Raw genomic sequence first — 20,174 nt, 5'->3', positions numbered from 1 at the left:
TAGAATCAAGTAGTAAAGAAAACTGCGTTTGCAGCTATCTTTACCCTTGATTTTAATCTCTTGACTCTAAATATTAGAATCTTCTTTTGCGTTCCGGGCGTTCTTCGCGGGGTTTGCCCGAGAAGTCACGGAAGCCACCACTACGACGATCGCCGCCGCCTGAGTTGCTTCTTTCGCCACCACGGTAACCACCGCCGCCTTCGCGACGTTCGCCACCACGATAACCACCACCGCCTTCACGACGTTCGCCACCACGGTGACCACCGCCGCCTTCACGACGATCGCTGGTGCCTTCGCCGGATACTTCTATCCTAACCGGGCGGCCTTTATATTCGGCACCCTGGAAACCGGCGTTTACTTTTTCAACATCCTCGTTAGGTACTTCGAAGAATGAGTAAACACCCTTAACATCTATTTTACCCACGCTGCGGCCGCTAATTTTTGATTGATTGCAAATGTAACCTAACAAATCGCCACGGTTAAATTCATCAACCGAACCTAAGTTTATAAATAAACGGGTGTAAGCAGATGGGCCGCTTGGTGCACCACCACGTTCGCCACGATCATCCCTATCCCTGCGGCCGGTTTCTTCAACACTTGCGTTAAGATCTGGCGCGTTTTTATAATAATCAAGGAAACGGTTAAACTCAATAGATGCAAAGCGTTTGATAAACTCTTCTTTGCTCATATCCTTAAACTCGTCCATAATACGCGGGATGTATTGCTCAATCTGCTGCTCATTAACCTGTACGTTATGTACTTTATGAACAATAGAGAATAATTGTTTTTCGCAAACATCAAACCCTGTTGGTATTTCGGCTTTAACAAAGCGTTTACCCAGGGTGCGCTCAATCTGGCGTATTTTACCTAATTCTTTGGCGTTAATAATGCTGATAGATACACCTGTTTTACCGGCGCGGGCTGTACGGCCGCTACGGTGAGTGTAGTTTTCAACCTCATCAGGTAACGAGTAGTTAATAACGTGTGTTACATCATTAACATCAATACCACGCGCAGCAACGTCAGTAGCAATTAACAATTGCAGGCTGCGTTCGCGGTAACGTTTCATTACTTTATCGCGTTGTTGTTGCGACAGGTCGCCGTGTAAAGAATCGGCATTGTAACCGTCTTTGATCAGGGCTTCTGCAATATCCTGTGTTTCAATTTTGGTACGGCAAAATACAATACCAAAAATGTCGGGGTTAAAATCAACAATACGTTTAAAAGCGGCATACTTGTCACGGGCACGTACAATGTAGTACTCATGCTCGATGTTGGCGTTGCCGGTGTTTTTTGTGCCCATGGTAAGCTCAAATGGCTCATTCATGTACTTTTTCGCTATGCGGCGAACTTCAGTTGGCATGGTGGCCGAAAACAGCCAGGTTTTTTTCTCGTCCGGAGTGGTAGATAAGATATTATCAATGTCTTCCTGAAAGCCCATATTGAGCATTTCATCAGCTTCATCCAATACTACAAATTTTACCTTCGAAAAATCTATCGCCTTACGGTTAATGATATCAAGCATACGGCCCGGAGTGGCCACAACGATCTGTACGCCGCGTTTAATCTGGCGTAACTGATCCATGATGCTTGCTCCGCCATAAACGGCAACAACGTGAACGTTGTCCATCTTTTTGGAGTAATTTTTAATGTCGTTCGTGATCTGTAAACAAAGTTCACGTGTTGGGCATAAAACAAGTGCCTGTGGATGATTTTCTTCAAAATCCAACAGTTCTAATAATGGTAGGCCAAAGGCAGCAGTCTTACCGGTCCCGGTTTGGGCTAATCCGACAAAATCGTTGCTGCCTGTTAACAATACCGGAATTGACTGTTCCTGGATTGGCGTTGGGTTTTCAAACCCTAACTCAGAGATGGCATTAACAATATCATGACGGATTCCCAGTTCAATAAATGGGTTCATGAATTAAAATAACGAATTTGGCAACATCGCCAAATCGGGCGCAAAGATAGCGCTAATATTTTACAAAAGCAATAAGTATATGCAAACAGATTCGCTTTTCAAGGATATATTTTCAAATTGATGCTAATTGCCTTTAAAATAGCTATTTAATTACGGAGTTTGTAATTTATCGGGTTGTTTTTATAATGCCCAATGTTGTTTTTCTACTCTACAATCCGGTTACTCAATGCAAAAACAATTAGCTCGGTGATGTTCTTTACTTCCAGTTTTCTGAAAATGTTTTTGCGATGGGTTTCAATGGTAAGGCTGCTCAGAAATAATTTTCCGGCTATCTCTTTGGTGGTTAATCCATTTTTTAGCAGTTGAATCAGTTCAATCTCGCGTTTGGTGAGCTTGTACTTTTTGATTAGATCATCACTATAAGTTTGCTGAAAAGGTTGCTGGCGGTTATTATGGTAATAGGTTTGGCCGGCCATAACGGTATTGATAATGGTGATAAGCTGCTCGGTAGTGGATGCTTTAGGGATATAGCCATGCCCGTACTGCATGCATTGTTTAATAATATTCCGTTCCTCGTACATAGATATAAATATGATGCGGATAGCCGGGAAATCTTTTTGGATTTGCTTAGCGGCCTCGATGCCATTCATATAGGGCATTAAAACATCCATCAGGATAAGATGGGGTACTTTGGTATTTAGCAACTGCATTAATTGTTTGCCGTTGGTTACCTTATCTATAACTTTCAGGTTGTCGGCCCGCGCCAATGACTGTTCAACACCAATTGAAAAGGCGGGATGATCTTCGGCAATGATAATTTGGATGGCTGGTTTAGCTGGCGTCATTATCGGGAATTAAATTGTGTTTAAGGTCAAAAGGTATTGATATGATAAATGTCGATCCGTTTTTGCTGGTATCAATGTGCATTTCCCCGTTCAGGAATTCAACCCTCGAGGCGATGTTTTTTAAGCCAATTCCTGCTTTATTGACTACAGTACTCATCCCTATCCCGTTATCTTCAATTATTATCTGGATGCCGGTGCCCAGTACAGCCAGCTGCACGCTGGCTTCAGATGCATCGGAGTGTTTAGTAATATTGGTAATTAATTCATTAATAATACGATAAATTAAAATAGCAGTGGTAACCTTATCTATTTTTTCTTCGTCGCCCTCGGTAACCAGTTGGAATTTTATCCGGCCATGGTAGTTAATATCGTCAACCCGGCTTTGCAGGGCTATAAATAGCCCATCTTCCGAGAAATCGGGCGGGAGCAAGTCATGCGAAATAGCCCGTACATCGTCTGTAATCTTCGTGATCAGGTCAATTGACCGTTTATAATCTAAAGCTTCCTGTTTTGTTTTGGCTTTTTCCGGATGGTTGCTCAAATGCAATTTCAGGGTGCTTAAGGTGGCGCCAACGTCGTCGTGCAAATCGCGGGCTATACGTTCGCGCTCCAATTCCTGTATCTTAATAATTTCCCGGGCCCAACTGGTGCGCAAATTAAAGGTTTCGTTAAGGGCCCGGATGCTGTCGTTTTTTTCTTTTTTGTATTTGAAAACGAATATCACCGTAAGGGCCAGTATCTCGAAAGTAAATGCCACCACGATGTTGCCCGGCGGAATAAAAAAAAGTTGCCCAAGTTTAAGGGTATTTAGTAAAAAGTCAAGAAATGCAAACAGCAGGAAAATGGTAGATATTGAATAAATAATAGTGTAATAATGTTTTTTTATAACGCCGGCAATTACATTAATACCTATCAACATTAGGCCGGCCAGGGTGAGGTAATAGGCGGTAAGGCGCACAAAAGCAACAAAAGTATTATTGGCAGGCAAAACAAATGAATTTGCAAAAACAAGTGCCAGGATAATTAGCGCTATGAATTTATATACCCTGAAAATTTTATAAAGTAATTTAAAATCTTGTTTTTGGTTGATGAAGATTTGTAAAATATTGATGCCCAGGTAAACGGGTAAAAGCAGGAACAGGCTTTTGGGTATAAGCGCCCATGGTTTGTATAGCCAATCGGGGAACGTGAACGTATCTAATAAAAATTCATTGATGTTAAACCCGATGAGCGATAACACGTACGCCGCATGCCACAGGTGTAACTTGTTTTTAAGCGCAAACCAAAGCAAAACGTTAAATACCAGTGCAAACAGAAAATAGCCTATGAATTTGCCCAGCAGGAACGAGTTATGCGTTTCGTATTGTAAATAATCCTCAGTGGTGGTAATATCGGTTGGAAAGTAGATGTTATCGGTATTAATGGCGCGCACCTTTACCAGCAACAGCTTTGTTTGCTGCGGTGCCATTAGTATTTTGAACGATGGGCTCCTTACAGGGTACTCGCGGTTATCAAGCGGGTTTAAACTTGATTGTGTGCCATGAAATTTTAAGGGCAGCCTGCCCTCATCAGCTTCATATAAATCAAATAACAGGTAGTTGTTATAAAAACTCCACAATATGGGGATTTGGATGGTGGTGTCGTTTTTTACATAAACGGCCAGCCAGTAGCTATCGCTCGTAAAACCACGGTTAAACACTTTCCGGTTACGGTCGTGCTTAAATTTATGGGCTTTAAGGCTATCGTAAGCGGCGTTGGGGGTTAGCGTGCCTGTGCCATCCTTAAACCAGGTGTAATAGTTGCTCAGGTAATCATTAACAGGGCCTTTAACAAGTAAGGTGTCGATATTATTTGCCGATACGCGTAAGCAGGYGCACAATATTACCGGTAAAATAAGGCCCTTAAGTTTGGCAAATTTTGTTAATAAACCCATTACATAAATTCACATAAATGTAATGGATTTATTACGCTAAATGAAATACCTGTTAACAGGTATTGTAATGGCAGTTGCCTGTAAGTTATTAAAAATGAGGCGGGAATGTGGTGCGTTACCTAAGCCTATCAGCAGATTTAATTAGCTTTTCGTCGTTTTTAATACCCTTGGTGGCCAATAAAAGCATAACAATGCTTATAGATGTCAGGAACAATCCAATACCCATAGAGTGTGTATCCAGTTGCACACCTTCGCCTACTGCTTTTTTTACAGTTTGTGCCATCCAAAAACTGTAGCCAAATAATGCCAATATGGCGCCATAGCAAAAAGCCAATTGTTGCTTACGGTTTTTGAACAGGAAAATAATAACCAGCGGTATAAGGGCCACTATAGCGGTTACAGCGGTAAGCGCTGTAAAAGATTCGATATTTTTTTGCACGCCGTTAACATTCTGAAAAATGCCGGTGACCGAAATAGTTACCTGGGCATTATTTACATATACGTTATGTGCCAGCGGGAAAAAGTAAAGGGCAAACAGCACCAGGCTGGCCGCAAGCAGGTAAATGCTTTGTATTCGTTGTAGCATAATATTAAAATTATAGAGGCAAATATAGTTGTTTTAATTATTGCCTTCAGGCATTTTATTGACCCTGAAAATTTGCTTTTAATGATAATTATTATAGTATATTTAAACGGATTTTCTAATAACTATTTAAGCGATGACCCCAAGCCCTGATAAAAACCTATCGCCACAGCAGGTGAAGTTTGAAGATGCGCATCTAAAAAAAATCTTCCTCGAACATTTAAACAGCATTTATTGCGGCAAACAACATCTTATCGATTTTTTTGATGAGATAAAAACCCTTGCGACTTTGCAGTATTTAAAAAACGCTATACAGGATTGCCGCGATGACGCCGAGAACCAGATAACGCATATGGACGGCATATTTAACGCGATAGGCGAAGATCAGTCAAAAATAAGCGTGCTGGGTATGAAAGCCATGACGCTGGAAGCCTACATAACCGCCATCCGTACGGGCAAAACACCTATGGAGCGTGATGTGTTTATTGTATTTTACCTGCAACTGGTTGAAGGCATCGAGGTTACTTATTTTAAAGTGCTGAAGAACCTGGCTAAGGCAATAGGTTACAGCAACACTTTTTTAGATAAACCATTTAACCAGGCAGTTGAAGATAAGCTGATGTTTGAAGGGATTTACAAAGAATACATAACCCAGCCAGCAGGATAATTTAAGCAGAAGATTTTCTTAAAGTTTAATTTTTTACCTTCTGGTAGTGTGCCACCCCGTACCAGGGTGTAGCATCAGTACCGGTACACACAATGTTGGTATGCATAGTACCCGAAAATAAGTAAAAAACAAACTGTCTTCAATTAATATTCATTTGATGGAACTACTTGACTTGATCAGTTTAGTTATAAATCCGGGATTGGCGGAGTTTTAAACTTAGAAAGTCTTGAACAATCCTTTAGGCGTAATTAGCCAATACTATTTATCCCAATTTATTACTTAAATTTGCCTTCATGAAACGGGTTTCAAAAATCATTCTTTTCGTAATTGCGCTTGGCTTAATGGTAGGCGTAAAGCAGCCTGTGAAGGCGCAATGCGCGCAATGTGCTGCAACTGTAGAGACTAACACCAAAAGCGGCGGTAACGCGGCTAAAGGTCTTAATAAAGGCATCCTGTTTTTGCTTGGTGCTCCTTACTTTGCAGTTGCTGTAGCAGGGTATATCTGGTACAAAAAATATCGCCGTAAAAACGTTAACCTTAACGAAATGCGGCACGAAAGGCTTAACCTAAACTAATAGAAAAAGATCGTCATTGCGAGGTACGAAGCAATCCCCCACATGCACATCACCATGCCTATCGGGGATTGCTTCGTGCCTCGCAATGACGGAGAAATGTGTTAGGATAGTAATCAAAATAAAGAAGGCTTTACGTTAACATTTCCCCCATTACCCACTATGCCCGAAACGCAAAAATCATGGGCTATGCTCAATTGTAAATGCCCGCGTTGCCGCAGGGGCGATATGTTTCAGGGCGGCCCTTATAGTTTTGCAAACAAAATAAATTTAAACTGCCCGCATTGTAACCTGTATTTTGAAATTGAGCCCGGCTATTTTTACGCGGCCATGTATGTAAGTTACGCGCTTAATGTGCTGGAGGCCTTAGGCCTTGCCTGGCTTACTTATTTGGTTACGCACAATTCCGATTCGCCCTGGTTATATCTTGGTGTATTAATAGGCGGCTGTATTTTTCTGGCACCTATTAATTTCAGATATTCGCGGGTGCTTTTGTTATACTGGTTATCGCCAAAGATACATTACCAGGCTTATTTAGATACCGATGATTTACCAGGAAAGTCTTGATTTTTTAAAAGACCTGGCCGAAAATAATAACCGCGACTGGTTTACGGCCAATAAAGAACGATATGATGCCGCACGTGAAAACGTGATTGATTTTACCAGTAAGCTGCTGGCCAAACTGCAAAAGATAGACCCGGCTATTGATGAAAACACGGACGCCAAAAAACGGGTGATGCGCATTTACCGCGATATCCGTTTCAGCAAAAATAAAACACCTTATAAAAATAATTTCGGCGTAAGCATTCCGTCCGGCGGTTCAAGGGGTGGTACGGTTGAGTTTTATTTGCAAATTCAGCCGGGTAATTCTTTTATAGGAGGAGGTTACTGGATGCCCGAGGCGCCACACCTGAAAGTTATTCGCCAGGAAATTGATTACAATGCTTCGGAGTTGAAGGCTATTATTGACGATAAAGCGTTTGTGAAGCTATTTGGCGATTTCAGAAAACAAGAACAGTTAAAGTCTGTTCCTCGTGAATATAGCGTTGAAAATGAAAACATCGACCTGCTGAAGCTAAAAAGTTTTGTAGCCTGGCATAAAATTACCGACGAGGACATAACTGCAGGGGATGCCGTGCAACAGGTAGCCGATATTTGCAGCAAAATATACCCGTTGAATGTTTTCCTGAAAAATGCGCTTGCATAACAATACTACTGTCCTGTCATGATTAGATTGACGTTTAGTCTTGAGTCGAAAGTCTCAAGTTCTAAGTAAGAAACAAGAAAAATATGACTTGGACTTCCGACTAATGACTTAATACTACATAATATCTATTTTATGAAAATCAAATATCTTCTATTAGCCGCTATTTTTTGTTTGGCCCTTAACTCATGTAAAATATTATCGCCAAAAGAGTATAAGTCGTTAGTCGCGCAGCGCGATTCGTTGAATACGCGTACCGGTAACCTGGAAGAAGAACTTTCGCGCCTGCAAAATGATACCGCACGCCTGCACCGCCAGATTAACGATTTACGCGACAATAACAACGCTTTAAATAACAACCTGGATGTTACTTCAACCAAAGCAAACCAACTGGCTGTCGACCTGCAAAAGCGCGAAGCACGGCTGAAAGAGGTAGAGGAGATCCTTAAAAAACGCGACGAGGCAACTAATGCTTTAAAAAACAAATTACAAAAAGCATTATTGGGCTTTCAGCAAAGCGGCTTAACGGTTGATATCCGTAACGGCAAAGTATATGTATCGCTTACGGATAAACTCCTGTTCCCGTCGGGTAGTATCATTATTGACGATAAAGGCAAGGAGGCGCTAAAACAACTGGCCGCCGTATTGAACAAAGAGCCAGACATTAACATGGCTGTTGAAGGGCATACCGACGATAAAAAAGTAAAAAACCTTGGCCAGATTAAAGATAACTGGGATTTGAGCGTATTGCGTGCTACATCGGTAACCCGCTACCTTACTGAAGTAGAAATGGTAGATCCGCACCGCCTTACCGCCACAGGCAAAGGCGAGTTTCAACCCATTGACACCGCCGACAGCGACGAGGCCCGTACCAAAAACCGGAGGATTGAAATTGTGCTCACCCCGAAACTGGATGAACTGTACAACCTGATTAGCAAATAACAAAAAAGCTCCCGAATCCTGGGAGCTTTTTTGTTATTTACTGCTGCTACCGCGGGTTTTCAACCCGTGGTATTTATGGTTTCAACTTTTAGCTGAAATTAGGCTAGCCGTTAAATTATGGAGCCGAAGAGTTACGCTACACTGTCTTTCGATCAATAATTTTGCCGCCTCGGATTTTGCCTGTTACCAATAAATGCTATTAATTCAATCGTTTGAGTTTTTGGCTTTATTCTATATACGATAGAAACTTGTTTAATAAGAACGCCAATATGCGTATGCTTCAGCTTTGATGATTTGCGGAACATCAATGGTTGTGTTTGGAGAGTTAGTAAATATTCATTAACTCTTTTAGTAAAGTTGAATATTTCTTTATCTGTCCAATGCTCCTGAAGATAGGCGATCCTTTTACCGAATGTTTCAACAGCTTTAGGTGTCCAGGCTATTTTAAGCCCCATTTTCCAAATAGCTTTACAACTTCATCATGGGGGACAATTTCGCCACCGTCGGCCTGAGCGATTCCTTCTAACACATCTTTTTGTTGATCGTCAGTTAACTCGTCAAACCAATCAGCTTTTCTATCTGATAAAAAAGCTTTTACATCCATAATTAAGCTTTCGTCATTAATGCCAATAATGGTTTGCAAAATATCTAATTTCTCTGCTTGTATATTCATGACCTAAAGTTTAATACTAAAATAAACATTTATTTTGTCAATTTAGATACAAAAACTAAACCCGCAGCCCGCGTTAGTGATAGCAGCGGATACCGGCCGTGAGGCTAAGGCAGGTGCAGTATGAGCGGATAGCACGGGCCGCAGGCAACGCCCATATCATTTAAAGTCTACTCCATCTCCTCCATCAGCGTATTAAAAATTACAAACTTTTCATCAAACATTTGCTGATGGGTGGCCTGTAACTTGTGCAAATGGTTCATGTAATACTGCTGAAACTGATCAATATTATCGGCATTGTATTGGATGCAGTAAGTAACTCCCTCGTTCGGAGAATCGATAACCCTTAAAACGCGGTGTGAGCTAAAATGTCCGGTAGCCATTACAGCCGGAATATGGACGGTTTTCATATAATGAAGCCACTCGTCGTGAATAGCTTCGTCAAGTATTATGGTGTCGTTATATACAATCATGGCGCGAATTTAGTTAATTAGGTTGATTAGGTGAATGGTTGATTGAGTTGATTAGGTGAGTGGTTGAATGAGTTGATTAGGTTCAGTGGTTATTGGTTGAATTGGGCTATACATTCAAAAAACTTACTTAGACGCTTATCTTAACCTAATCACCCCATTCAACTTAATCAACCACTCACCAACCTAAGAATCTGTTTTATCGCCCCTCAATAATCTGAACCGTTTACGGGCTTCGTTTATCCAAAGGCTGCCGGGATAATCGGTGATTATTTTTTGGTACCAGGCTTTGGCATTTGTTTTATCGTCAAGGTGGTTTTCGTAAATATCGCCCAGCATAAAAACGGCGTCATCAGCCCAAAGTTCGGTAGGGTGATCGTTGAAGATTTTTTTGAGCAGGGGCACTGCATCATTATAGTTTTTCTGCTGAATGAAAATGCGTGATTTGGCCATCAGTATATCGTCGCTAAGGCTGTTGCCCGGGAACTTTTTGTCAATACTGTCTAACGTCATTAAAGCCTTTTCGGGTTGCCCGGCAAAAATCTGGAGGTCGGCCCGGGCATATATTTTTAAAGCACCACCGGCGCTGTCGGCCGCAGTGTTGTCATTAATTAATAATAGCAGGTTGAGGGCGTCATTTGCTATTAATTGCGATGTAGCCGCCTTCAATACATCCAGCTGCCCTTTGGCCCAGGTAAAATCGCCGGTATAATAGGCCATTTTTGCATTACGAAATTTGGCATCCTGGCCTATATTGGTATTCACAAAGCTCTTTTCAACCTGGCTATATGTCAGGGTAGCTTCCCAGGGCAGGTTATTCAGCATGTAAACATCGCCCAAATCAAGCTTACAACCGGCAAGCAACTCGGCGCGGATATTAGGTATTGTGATAGCGCTCTCCAATAATTTTTGAGCATCATTAAGTTTGTGGAGTTTAAACGCCTGCAAATTGGCCAGCTTTTGCATGGCGAAAACCGTGTTGTTGTTGCGCCCAAATTCGGCAAGCAGGGCTATGTAGTCCTGTTCAAGGCCCAGTAAGTCGGCAGGCATGTATTTGCCCGTAGTAACCTTCAAGTTTTTGGTGTTGATGAGTTCGATCTTAGCAGGAATATATAATGGATTGCCTGCACCCTTGGCAATAATATATTCATAACCACGAATAGCGGCATCGTAAGCCTCGCTGCTGGTAAGCGTGCGGCACAACTCGTAAATATTATTACCATCATCATTTTGCCTGCGGCTGAGTGCTAAAGCCTGGTTAAGCGCCAGGTCGTATTCTTTTTGCTGCATATACTGCCAGGTAAGCAACTCAATATAGATGGTTTGCTGCGGGTCTTTTTGAATACGCCTCAGCAGTGCTGCCTTAAGCAGGTCATAATCGGCTGCACCCTCAAAAACTATGGCAAAATTGCTTTCGGCCTGGGTAATAAAGCTCGGGTTTGCCGGCAAAAAATTAAGATACTCGTCGGTAAGTGATATCTTATCGCGTTTAAAGCGATAAAGATTAATGAGCTCATATGTAAAAGCTTCGTCGTTTTTAAGCAGTTTACGGCCCTGTATAAATATTTTTATGGCATAGTCAATATTGGCATTCTGGTAAAACTGGTTGGCCAGGCTGGCAATCTCCATTTGGTCGGCAGGTAAATTTTTCAGCAGATCGTCATATATATTGTTTGCTTTATCAAGTTTGCCCTGCTGAGTGTAAATGGTGCCCAGCATTATCTGATACTGGTTTATGTTGGGGTGTTTACGCTGCAGTTTTTTGGTAATGCTTTCGGCCTCGTCAAATTTTTTGAGGTTTAAAAGAATATTTACGTAATAGGAGTAATAGGTTTCGTTGTTTTGCTTGTATAGTTTTTGGTAAATTTCAAGCGCTTTTTGTGTTTCGCCATTGGCATTGTATTGCATGGCCAATTGAAGTTCATTATCCTGTGCAAACAGTGTACAGGTACCCAACAAAACGAAAATAATAATTGCAAATAAAACCCTCATCTAATCAAAAATAGGTAATTAATACGAATGCCGGGGTTACTTTCGGTTAATATCCGTATAAAGGTGACACCGGGTAAAATTGTAGTGACATTTTGATAACCTTAACTAATTTTATCTAATTTGACCTGATTAATAAAATTGCATAAGCAAATATGTTTGGGCGTTTAAGGATTTTTCTTTTTATTGTATTTACAACAATTATATGTTCATGCAAACATGTAAAGCAAATCCCAATTGCCGATTTTTTTAAAACCCCTGAGAAAACAGTTTTTAAAATATCTCCCGACGGCAAGTATATAGCATACCTGAAGCCATACAAGGATAAACAAAACCTGTTCATACAATCGCTGGCCGATGGTACCGAACATATGGAAACATCCTTTGATGATTATCCTGTAAATGGATGGTATTTTTGGACTTATAATAATCAACTGGTTTTTAACCAGGATATTGTAGCAAACGATGGGTTTAAAATGTACGCGCTTGATATATCTACACACCAGATGCGTACAATCCTGTCGCTCGAAAAAGTACGGGTAAACCTGGTTAACCGCAACAAGCAACAGCCGGATATCATCACCATCAGGATGAACAAACGCGATCCGGCTAATTTTGATATCTACCGCCTGAATATTAAAACTGGAGAGCTTTCGCCCTATCTCATAAACCCTGGCAATATAACCGAATGGTTTCCGGATGCTGATGGAAAAATCCGACTGGTAAAATCGTCAGATGGGGTAGACGAAACTATTTTATACCGGCCCGATGATAACTCACCCTTTAAACCTATTATTCAGAATAATTTTAAAAACTCGGTAAGGCCGATTGCTTTTGCGGGCTCGAAAAATAATTTTTACGCGTTATCAAACGTAAATCGCGATAAAATGGCGCTGGTTGAAATTAATGCCGAAGATGGAAAAGAACAACGTACCGTTTTTAGTAACAGCAATGCCGATTTAATGTATGTTGAATATTATAAAAATAAACATCGCCTTGAATTTGCCAGCTGGGATGAGGCCAAACCACGAAAATATTTTTTATCGCCCGATATACAACGCCTTTATAAAAAGTTGGGAGACTTGCTAAAAGGCAACGAAGTAAGGGTTGTTGACCGGGACAGTTCTGAAAATAAGTTTATTTTGTATACCTATACCGATCGCAGTCCGGGTACTTACTACCTGTATGAGGCCAGCAACTGTAAACTAACTAAACTGGGCGATAATAATCCGTCTTTAATTCCAACGGAGTTGTGTTCTATGAAGCCCATTGCCTACAAAGCCAGCGACGGCCTCACCATTAATGGCTATTTGACCATGCCATTGGGCAATAAAAAAACTAATTTACCTGTGGTAGTAATGCCGCACGATGGCCCCTGGGCCCGCGATACCTGGGGGTACGACGAGCAGGTACAATTTTTGGCCAATAGGGGCTACGCGGTTTTCCAGATGAATTATCGCGGATCAACCGGGTACGGCAAAGCTTTCAGGAGTGCGGGGTATAAGCAGGTAGGCGGCAAAATTCAGGATGATATAACCGACGGTGTACATTGGCTGATAGATCAAAAAATAGCCAACCCTAAAAAGATAGCCATTTTTGGTGGTCGCTTTGGTGGCTTCTCTGCATTATACGGCGTGTCTTTCCATCCCGAGTTATATAATTGCGCGGTTGTACAATATGGGCTCATCAACTTTTTTACCTATATTAAAGATGCCCCGCCGTTTTTTAAGCCTTATTTAAAAATGACCTATGAAATGGTTGGCAACCCCGAAACGGATGCGGATAGGTTAAGGGCCATATCGCCGGTGTTTCATACCGATAAAATAAAAGTGCCTTTAATTATTTTTCAGGGCGCTAAAGATCAGCGAGCCAATATTAGTGAACTGAACCATTTTGTGTATGAATTACGGAAGCATGATGTTGATGTAAAATATTTTTTAAAACCCAATGAACGCGCTTTTTTCAGGAGGGAGCGTAACAGATTTGAAATGTATACCGAGATAGAAAAATTCCTGAATTACAACATGAGGGTTAAACCATGACGGTTATGCCTGCACAAAAAACTGCTTACCGGAAAAACTTTTTGCTGATCATCATCTTCCTGGTGCTCATATCCATAACATTTGTGGTAGCGCTTTTTATATCGTACAGCCTTACATCCAAATATGTTGAAAACGAGTTCTCATCAAAAAAGGTAGATGTACTGGAACAAACGTTAAAGCCATACTACGATTTTTTTCAGAATAAGATCCCCGAGATACAATTTTACGGTGGTTTTTTGGATTCGGCTTCGGCCCGCAAATATGCTTCAACGGTTTTTAAAGAATACCGGTTTGTAAAAAAGATTGTTTTTTATGATGTGCAGATAGGTACCCGTAAGCCAGTGGTGCCGCGTGCCAATAACCTGGATATCTCGGTAAAAGCGATTTACCTGTACGGCCAGGGCAAAGATAAAATATGGGGCGCAAGGCAGCGGCATATTGGCGATGAACCTGATTTTACCGCGATGGCGTCCAAATTGCGTAACTATATTGCCTTTTCGGATACGACACGCCTGCCCAGCCAGGATGAGATGTATAAAACCTTCTGGGATGTAAAACCTAATAAAATAACCTACACCAATACTTTACGCCCCCTTGATGTTAAAAACTACCGCGAGCTCCTGAGGGGCAAAACAGTATCGGAACCGTATAAACAAAATATGATGACCTTTTACCTTGAGCCACTTTTGCTAAAGGTAAGAAATACCCATCACGAACTTTATCAGAATGTATCTATACAGCCGGTGGTTTATGATCCTATTGATAGCGATGGAAAAAAATTGATAACAGAAATACCTTTCGGTGCTTTTTCTGACTATAAATTGTTTTTTAGCTCTGAGCAAGGATACTTAACCGCCGAAACAAACCGGCGCTTTATGCCCATCGGGGCAGCAGTATTGATAATAACGCTTTTTTTAGTGGCCATAGGCTGGCTTATTTACCGTAACCTTAATGTGAATATCAAGTTGTTTAAGTTACAATACGATTTTATAAACAATTTTACCCATGAGTTTAAAACACCTGTAAGCGTAATAAAAATAGCTGGTTCAAATTTAAAAGGCGACGGGGAACTTACCGAGCGGCAGCGCAAACATTACGGGAAAATTTTGGATGAAGAAGCAGATAAACTAAACGATTTGATGAACAAGTTGTTATCATTCACCCAACTGGAAAATAAATCGATCAATATTAAAAAAGAGGAAATTGTAGTGGCCGATTTTGTAGAGCGTTATATTGATACTTTTAAAATTAAGTATCCCGATTTTAAGCTAAATTATACCAGTAACGGTGTGCATACTTTTTATACCGACCCGGTGCTTCTGGGTAGTATTTTTCAAAACCTGGTTGAAAATGCTTATAAGTATTCGCACCCTAAAAAAAAGGAGCTTAACATCAATATCATACAAAAAAAAGGCAACATCGTGTTTTCCTTTATAGATAAGGGGATAGGGATTCCCAGGCATGAACAGCACAACGTGTTTAAGAAATTTTACAGGATAGAGAACCAATATAACCAAAACGGGAGCGTTGGTTTGGGTTTGGCATTTTGTAAAGAACTGGTTAATTTTATGGACGGCGAGATAACGGTGAACAGTAAGGTTAATGAAGGTTCGGAATTTATAGTTACGCTTCCAAACGAAAATTAAAGTATGAACAAAGAAATCAAAATTGCGCTGGTTGAAGATGATGAAAACCTGCGTTTCCTGGTTGCCGAGCGTTTGCAAACCGAAGGTTACAAAGTGCTGGAAGCCGACAACGGCGAAGATGCGGAGACAATGATACTGGCCGAACATCCTGATATTGTACTGCTTGACTGGATGCTGCCCGGTAAAACGGGATCGGAAGTTTGCGGCAATATCAGGGAAAGCGGGTATGATAAGCTGGTGATTATGATGACAGCCAAAGCCCAGGATGTTGATAAGATTGAAGCTTACAACTTTGGCGTATCAGACTATATCACCAAGCCGTTTAATATGGACGTGCTTGTGGCTATGATTGACAGCAAAATTAAATTCAGCCTGAACAGCGAGAAGGCGGAATCATACAAGTTTGCCAACATGGAGCACCTGCCTAATACCCACTTACTCATTCGCGATGGCCGTAAAATTGAACTTACCATATTGGAGAACCGGATATTACTATACTTCCTTAAAAACAAAAACAAGGTTATTAACCGCGAAGAACTAATGATGGAAGTATGGGGCTACAACGCCGATGTAAATACCCGCACCCTGGATATGCACATTGTACGCCTGCGCAAAAAGATAGAAACAAATGCAGATTCGCCGCAATATTTACAAACTGTGCGGGGGATAGGTTATAAGTTTGTGTATAATCAGTAATGATTTCGGAATTGGGATGTTCGATTTCGGATTTAGAATTGAATAGATATATGATAACGTCATTGCTTTTACAGGTAATGACGTTCCTATTTCCTGTAGACCCTAGCCACAATAAAATCGCCCAAAAAAGTTCGTTCGCTTTTGGGGGAGTAGTTGTTGCGATTAAAGCAAGCCTCAATCTCCGGTAGCTTATTAGCTTCTATACCGTCAATCATCCTGAAAAATAAAAACATACTTTTTAAAAGAAAGGCCTGCCACCATTTACCTGTTAATTGAAAATCGCAATTGAGCCAAAGTGCACCAGGTTTTAGTAACGAGTGGATCTTATTAAATACCGTTTTTAACGTTGCTTCAGTAAAATTATCGAATAGAAAAGGTGTGATCGCCACATCAAAGCCAGGGGACAGGTTTACAGCTTCAATAACATCATTTATAAAAATAATTTCATTGCCGCCGGTATCCCTCTTTTGGGATAGCGCCATCATTCGTTTTGCTGCTTCTACATAGGTTATCTTTAGCCCTGTTGGATGTAACCTTGTAATTTCTTCGAGTATCCAGCCTGTGCCACCGCCAACTATGAGTATATTATTGTTGGGGTGGATGTGATTGATTAAATAAAGCTGCGTATTGATTATGGCTTTACCATAAACTAAACGCGAAAGGATATCATAAAAACTGGCCGAATTATTAAAGCTGGCGGCCATATCAACGGCCCTTGAAAATGAGATTAACGGCCAATAACACTACGTACTGAAGAATAAGTACGCCATCCATAAAGAAGAAATAATAGTACTCGTCTTTTTTCCAGGCCGATTTAAAGATAAGCCAGCCGGTTAAAAATACGGTCAATGTCAACGCAAAAAAGTCGAGACTAAAGCCGTTATCCCTGAAAATAAACAGGAGGACCACATAGCCCGCTAATAACACCTGGCAAAACAGGTACGCATTTTTTTCGCCCCAGACTACGGGGATGGTTTTCAGGCCCATTTTGCGGTCGTCAAAAAGATCGCGAATATCAAAAGGAATAGTAAGCGCTCCTATGAACAAAAATCGTTTGGCTATCAGTATAGTAGTATCGCGCATGGATACGCTGGCGGCATGGAGATGCATAGCCTCCAGTATAGGGAATAGTACGCAACTCATTGTCCATACCAGGGTAATAAGAAATGGTTTTAGGCCGGGTATATTGCGCAGCCCGAATTTTTGCTCACCTACAGCAAACAAGGGCAGGCCATAGGCAAACGATAAAATACCCAGAAAAACGAGAAGGATTTTTGATTCAGTGGTGATCAAAAAAAATAATGGAACCAGCGATAATAACGAAACTATGGTAAACGTAACCATGAGCCGGTAATGGGCAAAAAACCAGCGTACACGTTTATAAGGTGATTTTTCGGGTTTTTGAGGTTTGGTAATAATAATACAGAAGTTGTAGATTCCTAATGTAGAGGTAAACAACAAACCCAATACCGGCAACACCGGTTTTGACCCTATCAAATGGAATGTTACCAACGCCTGAGCCACCGCGCAAAGCGACATGAAGATATTACTGAACAGCAGGAAATCAAAAACAGACTGAAGCGTTCTTTTCATTGGTAATGAATGTGCCTGGGGTTGATGTTACGTAAGCTTACCCGAAGGAGCATGCCCGGCTTTTAATGTAAATATCGTAATCTCTGGTAATATTCCAACCCTGCCGTATAAACCAACAAAGCCATAGCCCACATTTACATATAATTGTTGCATACCTTGCTGGTAATGCCCCGCCCACTCGTTATAAACATATTTTATCGGGCTCCACTGAAAATCATTTGTACGCACACCAAATTGCATACCGTGCGTATGACCCGAGAACATCACATCAATTTGCGGGTAATCTTTTAAAACCTGCGCCCGCCAATGCGAAGGATCATGGGATAGCAGGAGTTTTACCGGCAGGTCATCCGTGTTTTTGGTAGCCAGGTCCATGCGGCCGTGTTTAGGGAAGCGGCTGTGCAGGCTCCAGTTTTCGATGCCAAGGATACCTATTTCTTCGCCCTCTATTTTAAGGCGGCGGTTCTCGTTACGCAATAAATCCCAACCCATATTTTTGTGGGTGAGTATCAGATCATGCTGATCTTTTATTTTGTCGGCCGGATTTGGCCAGTCGCAGTAATCACCATAATCGTGGTTGCCTAAAGAGGAGTATACGCCAAGCGGCGCCTTTACTTTACTAAAAATATCCTGGTAATCCCTCATTTCGTTGGCTTGGGTGTTAACCAGGTCGCCGGTAAAAAATATAAAATCGGGCTTCTCTTTCAAAAGCATTTCTACCCCGCCCAGTACCGCTTTCTTATTATAAAAACTCCCCGAATGGATATCAGAAATTTGCCCCAATTTAATGCCGTCAAATGCGTTTGGCAAATTGGGCAGGTATAGGGTTTGATAACGTACATGGTAGTCATATAACCCCTTTGGCATATTGATTTTTATGGCAGCCAAGGGGACAGCGCCGGCAAGTAACCCTGCCTTTAATAAAAATTCCGACCGGGGGATAGCGTCCGGCGGCACCAGGGTATTATGAGCAGATGTTTGATTTTTAAACCTGTTTTTACGCCATACCAGCAATCTATTTGCATCGTCAATGAGCAGGAATGGTAAAAATGTAAGTTTACCTATAAAAAGCAACGAAAATATGAGCAGGCCCGCTGCCCTAACGCCAAGGCCTGCAAATTGTACATAAACACCGGTAAGCAAGCCAAAAATAACAATAAGGCAAGTTGTCCAATATAAAAAGATAAATACCTTTTTTCGTAAAAAATGCCATTTCCGGAAAGCGCCACGAATGCCGTTTAATACATAAAGGTCAATTAGCAAAAGCGCCGAAATGATTAATATGATATTAAGTGCCTGTTCCGCCATTTAGAGCAAATATATCAATATTAAAGTTTTTTGTGATTGAATACAAAAGCGAATCTGGTGTAATGCAGTAAATCGGCAGGGCATTAAGTTTTCCGGGAGCAATTTGAAATAATATATTCTTTTATATTTGATAATGCACAAAAGTAAACCACCCGTTACCGGGAAATATATTGATCCTTTAGTAGATTTTGCTTTTAAAAAGATATTTGGAAGTGAACCTAATAAGGATTTGCTGACTGCTTTTTTAAACGAAGTTTTCAGAGGGCGTAAACACATTGTTGACTTGGTTTATAATAAGAACGAGCATCCGGGAGATTTAAAAGATGAAGGTGCCGCCATATTCGATTTACTTTGTACTGGTGCGGGGGGCGAATAATTTTTGATAGAGGTGCAAAGAGGGCGGCAAGGGTACTTTAAGGAAAGAGCTTTGTTTTATACCAGCCGCTTAATAAGCGACCAGGCACCAAAAGGTAGACGCAGCGATTGGGCTTATAATTTAACCGAAGTATACCTGGTTGCTTTGCTGGAGGATTTTACATTAGAGATTGACGCTGAGACGGGTTACTTACATGATATTTGCCTGTGTAATAGGGAGACCGGTAAAATATTTTATGATAAACTGGGTTATACATATATTGAATTGAGTAGATTTGTGAAAACGGAAACCCAATTGGAAACCGATTTAGACAAATGGTTATATGTTTTAAAGAACATGAGTCAGATGGATAAGATCCCGGTTTACCTGCGGAAACCGATATTTGAAAAACTATTTAACATAGCGGAATATACTAACCTGAGCAAGGAGGAAAAAACGATGTACGATAGCAGCTTAAAATACAAATGGGACAATAAAAATGTACTGGATTATGCCTTAAACGAAGGTAGAGAAGCGGGTAGGCAGGAAGGCATTAAAGAAGGTATTAAAGAGGGTATTAAAGAAGGCATTAAAGAGGGTATGGAGAGGGGGAAATATGAAGAAGCCGTTGCAATTGCCCGTGAAATGAAAAGGGAGGGCTTTCCGGTTGTTCAAATAATAAAGTTCACTAAACTATCAATTGAAGAGATAAAAAAACTTTAGTTTATATATTGGAAA

The 20,174-nt window shown here is 41.0% G+C and carries 19 protein-coding genes and 1 pseudogene; 9 read left to right on the top strand and 11 right to left on the bottom strand.

Going from position 1 to position 20,174, the window contains the following annotated elements; genetic code table 11:
* Positions 1-73: 73 nt before the first annotated feature.
* The 4 genes from AC1DV1_RS13730 to AC1DV1_RS13715 form a co-directional block, all read right to left on the bottom strand.
* Positions 74-1,921, bottom strand: a complete 1,848-nt coding sequence (locus tag AC1DV1_RS13730; RefSeq protein ID WP_477360057.1) for a DEAD/DEAH box helicase — start codon at positions 1,919-1,921, stop codon at positions 74-76.
* 203 nt (positions 1,922-2,124) lie between these two features.
* Positions 2,125-2,766 carry a response regulator gene (locus AC1DV1_RS13725; protein WP_477360055.1) on the bottom strand — a complete coding sequence of 214 codons (642 nt, stop codon included), beginning with the start codon at positions 2,764-2,766 and terminating at the stop codon, positions 2,125-2,127.
* Positions 2,753-4,699 (bottom strand): sensor histidine kinase, encoded by a 1,947-nt coding sequence (locus tag AC1DV1_RS13720; RefSeq protein WP_477360053.1) that lies wholly within the window; start codon positions 4,697-4,699, stop codon positions 2,753-2,755. Before AC1DV1_RS13720 ends, AC1DV1_RS13725 begins: the two co-directional genes overlap by 14 nt.
* A 115-nt stretch (positions 4,700-4,814) precedes the next feature.
* Positions 4,815-5,285: a DUF4293 domain-containing protein gene (locus tag AC1DV1_RS13715; RefSeq protein ID WP_477360051.1), complete on the bottom strand. Its 471-nt coding sequence runs from the start codon at positions 5,283-5,285 to the stop codon at positions 4,815-4,817.
* 133 nt (positions 5,286-5,418) lie between these two features.
* Here AC1DV1_RS13715 and AC1DV1_RS13710 point away from each other — a divergent pair, with 133 nt between their 5' ends.
* The 5 genes from AC1DV1_RS13710 (at position 5,419) to AC1DV1_RS13690 (ending at position 8,667) form a co-directional block, all read left to right on the top strand.
* Complete coding sequence (locus tag AC1DV1_RS13710) at positions 5,419-5,949, top strand: DUF892 family protein (RefSeq protein WP_477360049.1); 531 nt, start codon at positions 5,419-5,421, stop codon at positions 5,947-5,949.
* Positions 5,950-6,242: 293 nt separating this feature from the next.
* Complete coding sequence (locus AC1DV1_RS13705) at positions 6,243-6,524, top strand: hypothetical protein (RefSeq protein ID WP_477360047.1); 282 nt, start codon at positions 6,243-6,245, stop codon at positions 6,522-6,524.
* Positions 6,525-6,683: 159 nt separating this feature from the next.
* Entirely contained in the window at positions 6,684-7,088 is a 405-nt protein-coding gene (locus tag AC1DV1_RS13700) for a DUF983 domain-containing protein (RefSeq protein ID WP_477360045.1), read from the top strand.
* Positions 7,066-7,728: a DUF2461 domain-containing protein gene (locus AC1DV1_RS13695; protein ID WP_477360042.1), complete on the top strand. Its 663-nt coding sequence runs from the start codon at positions 7,066-7,068 to the stop codon at positions 7,726-7,728. The genes AC1DV1_RS13700 and AC1DV1_RS13695 overlap by 23 nt, the downstream gene beginning before the upstream one ends.
* A 132-nt stretch (positions 7,729-7,860) precedes the next feature.
* Complete coding sequence (locus tag AC1DV1_RS13690; protein WP_477360040.1) at positions 7,861-8,667, top strand: OmpA/MotB family protein; 807 nt, start codon at positions 7,861-7,863, stop codon at positions 8,665-8,667.
* 152 nt (positions 8,668-8,819) lie between these two features.
* On the opposite strand, the gene AC1DV1_RS13685 is transcribed toward AC1DV1_RS13690, so the two are convergent.
* The 4 genes from AC1DV1_RS13685 to AC1DV1_RS13670 form a co-directional block, all read right to left on the bottom strand.
* Complete coding sequence (locus tag AC1DV1_RS13685) at positions 8,820-9,122, bottom strand: type II toxin-antitoxin system RelE/ParE family toxin (protein WP_477360038.1); 303 nt, start codon at positions 9,120-9,122, stop codon at positions 8,820-8,822.
* A complete protein-coding gene (locus AC1DV1_RS13680; RefSeq protein ID WP_477360036.1) occupies positions 9,107-9,340 on the bottom strand; it encodes a hypothetical protein in 234 nt (77 codons plus the stop codon). Before AC1DV1_RS13680 ends, AC1DV1_RS13685 begins: the two co-directional genes overlap by 16 nt.
* 167 nt (positions 9,341-9,507) lie before the next feature.
* The gene (locus tag AC1DV1_RS13675) at positions 9,508-9,810 is read right to left on the bottom strand and encodes a DUF4286 family protein (RefSeq protein ID WP_477360034.1); all 303 of its coding nucleotides are present in this window, start codon (positions 9,808-9,810) and stop codon (positions 9,508-9,510) included.
* A gap of 183 nt (positions 9,811-9,993) precedes the next feature.
* Positions 9,994-11,799 carry a tetratricopeptide repeat protein gene (locus AC1DV1_RS13670; RefSeq protein WP_477360032.1) on the bottom strand — a complete coding sequence of 602 codons (1,806 nt, stop codon included), beginning with the start codon at positions 11,797-11,799 and terminating at the stop codon, positions 9,994-9,996.
* A gap of 152 nt (positions 11,800-11,951) precedes the next feature.
* Here AC1DV1_RS13670 and AC1DV1_RS13665 point away from each other — a divergent pair, with 152 nt between their 5' ends.
* The 3 genes from AC1DV1_RS13665 to AC1DV1_RS13655 are packed head-to-tail and all read left to right on the top strand — an operon-like array spanning position 11,952 to position 16,180.
* Positions 11,952-13,838, top strand: a complete 1,887-nt coding sequence (locus tag AC1DV1_RS13665; RefSeq protein ID WP_477360030.1) for an alpha/beta hydrolase family protein — start codon at positions 11,952-11,954, stop codon at positions 13,836-13,838.
* A gap of 5 nt (positions 13,839-13,843) precedes the next feature.
* A complete protein-coding gene (locus AC1DV1_RS13660; RefSeq protein ID WP_477360028.1) occupies positions 13,844-15,484 on the top strand; it encodes a sensor histidine kinase in 1,641 nt (546 codons plus the stop codon).
* A 3-nt stretch (positions 15,485-15,487) separates the two neighbouring features.
* Entirely contained in the window at positions 15,488-16,180 is a 693-nt protein-coding gene (locus tag AC1DV1_RS13655) for a response regulator transcription factor (protein WP_477360026.1), read from the top strand.
* 86 nt (positions 16,181-16,266) lie between these two features.
* Here the strand turns inward: AC1DV1_RS13655 and AC1DV1_RS13650 are convergent, their stop codons facing one another.
* The 3 genes from AC1DV1_RS13650 to AC1DV1_RS13640 are packed head-to-tail and all read right to left on the bottom strand — an operon-like array spanning position 16,267 to position 19,081.
* Complete coding sequence (locus AC1DV1_RS13650) at positions 16,267-16,884, bottom strand: class I SAM-dependent methyltransferase (protein ID WP_477360024.1); 618 nt, start codon at positions 16,882-16,884, stop codon at positions 16,267-16,269.
* A 1-nt stretch (position 16,885) separates the two neighbouring features.
* On the bottom strand, positions 16,886-17,773 hold the full coding sequence (locus AC1DV1_RS13645) for a UbiA prenyltransferase family protein (protein WP_477360022.1): 888 nt from the start codon (positions 17,771-17,773) through the stop codon (positions 16,886-16,888).
* Between the two features lie 27 nt (positions 17,774-17,800).
* Entirely contained in the window at positions 17,801-19,081 is a 1,281-nt protein-coding gene (locus AC1DV1_RS13640) for a metallophosphoesterase (RefSeq protein WP_477360020.1), read from the bottom strand.
* 133 nt (positions 19,082-19,214) lie between these two features.
* Between AC1DV1_RS13640 and AC1DV1_RS13635 the strand changes: the two are divergent.
* A pseudogene (locus AC1DV1_RS13635) lies at positions 19,215-20,159 on the top strand (Rpn family recombination-promoting nuclease/putative transposase).
* Positions 20,160-20,174: the final 15 nt, after the last annotated feature.

Source organism: Mucilaginibacter sp. P4_D1 (assembly GCF_056401935.1).
This window is presented reverse-complemented; position numbering and strand designations above follow the sequence as displayed.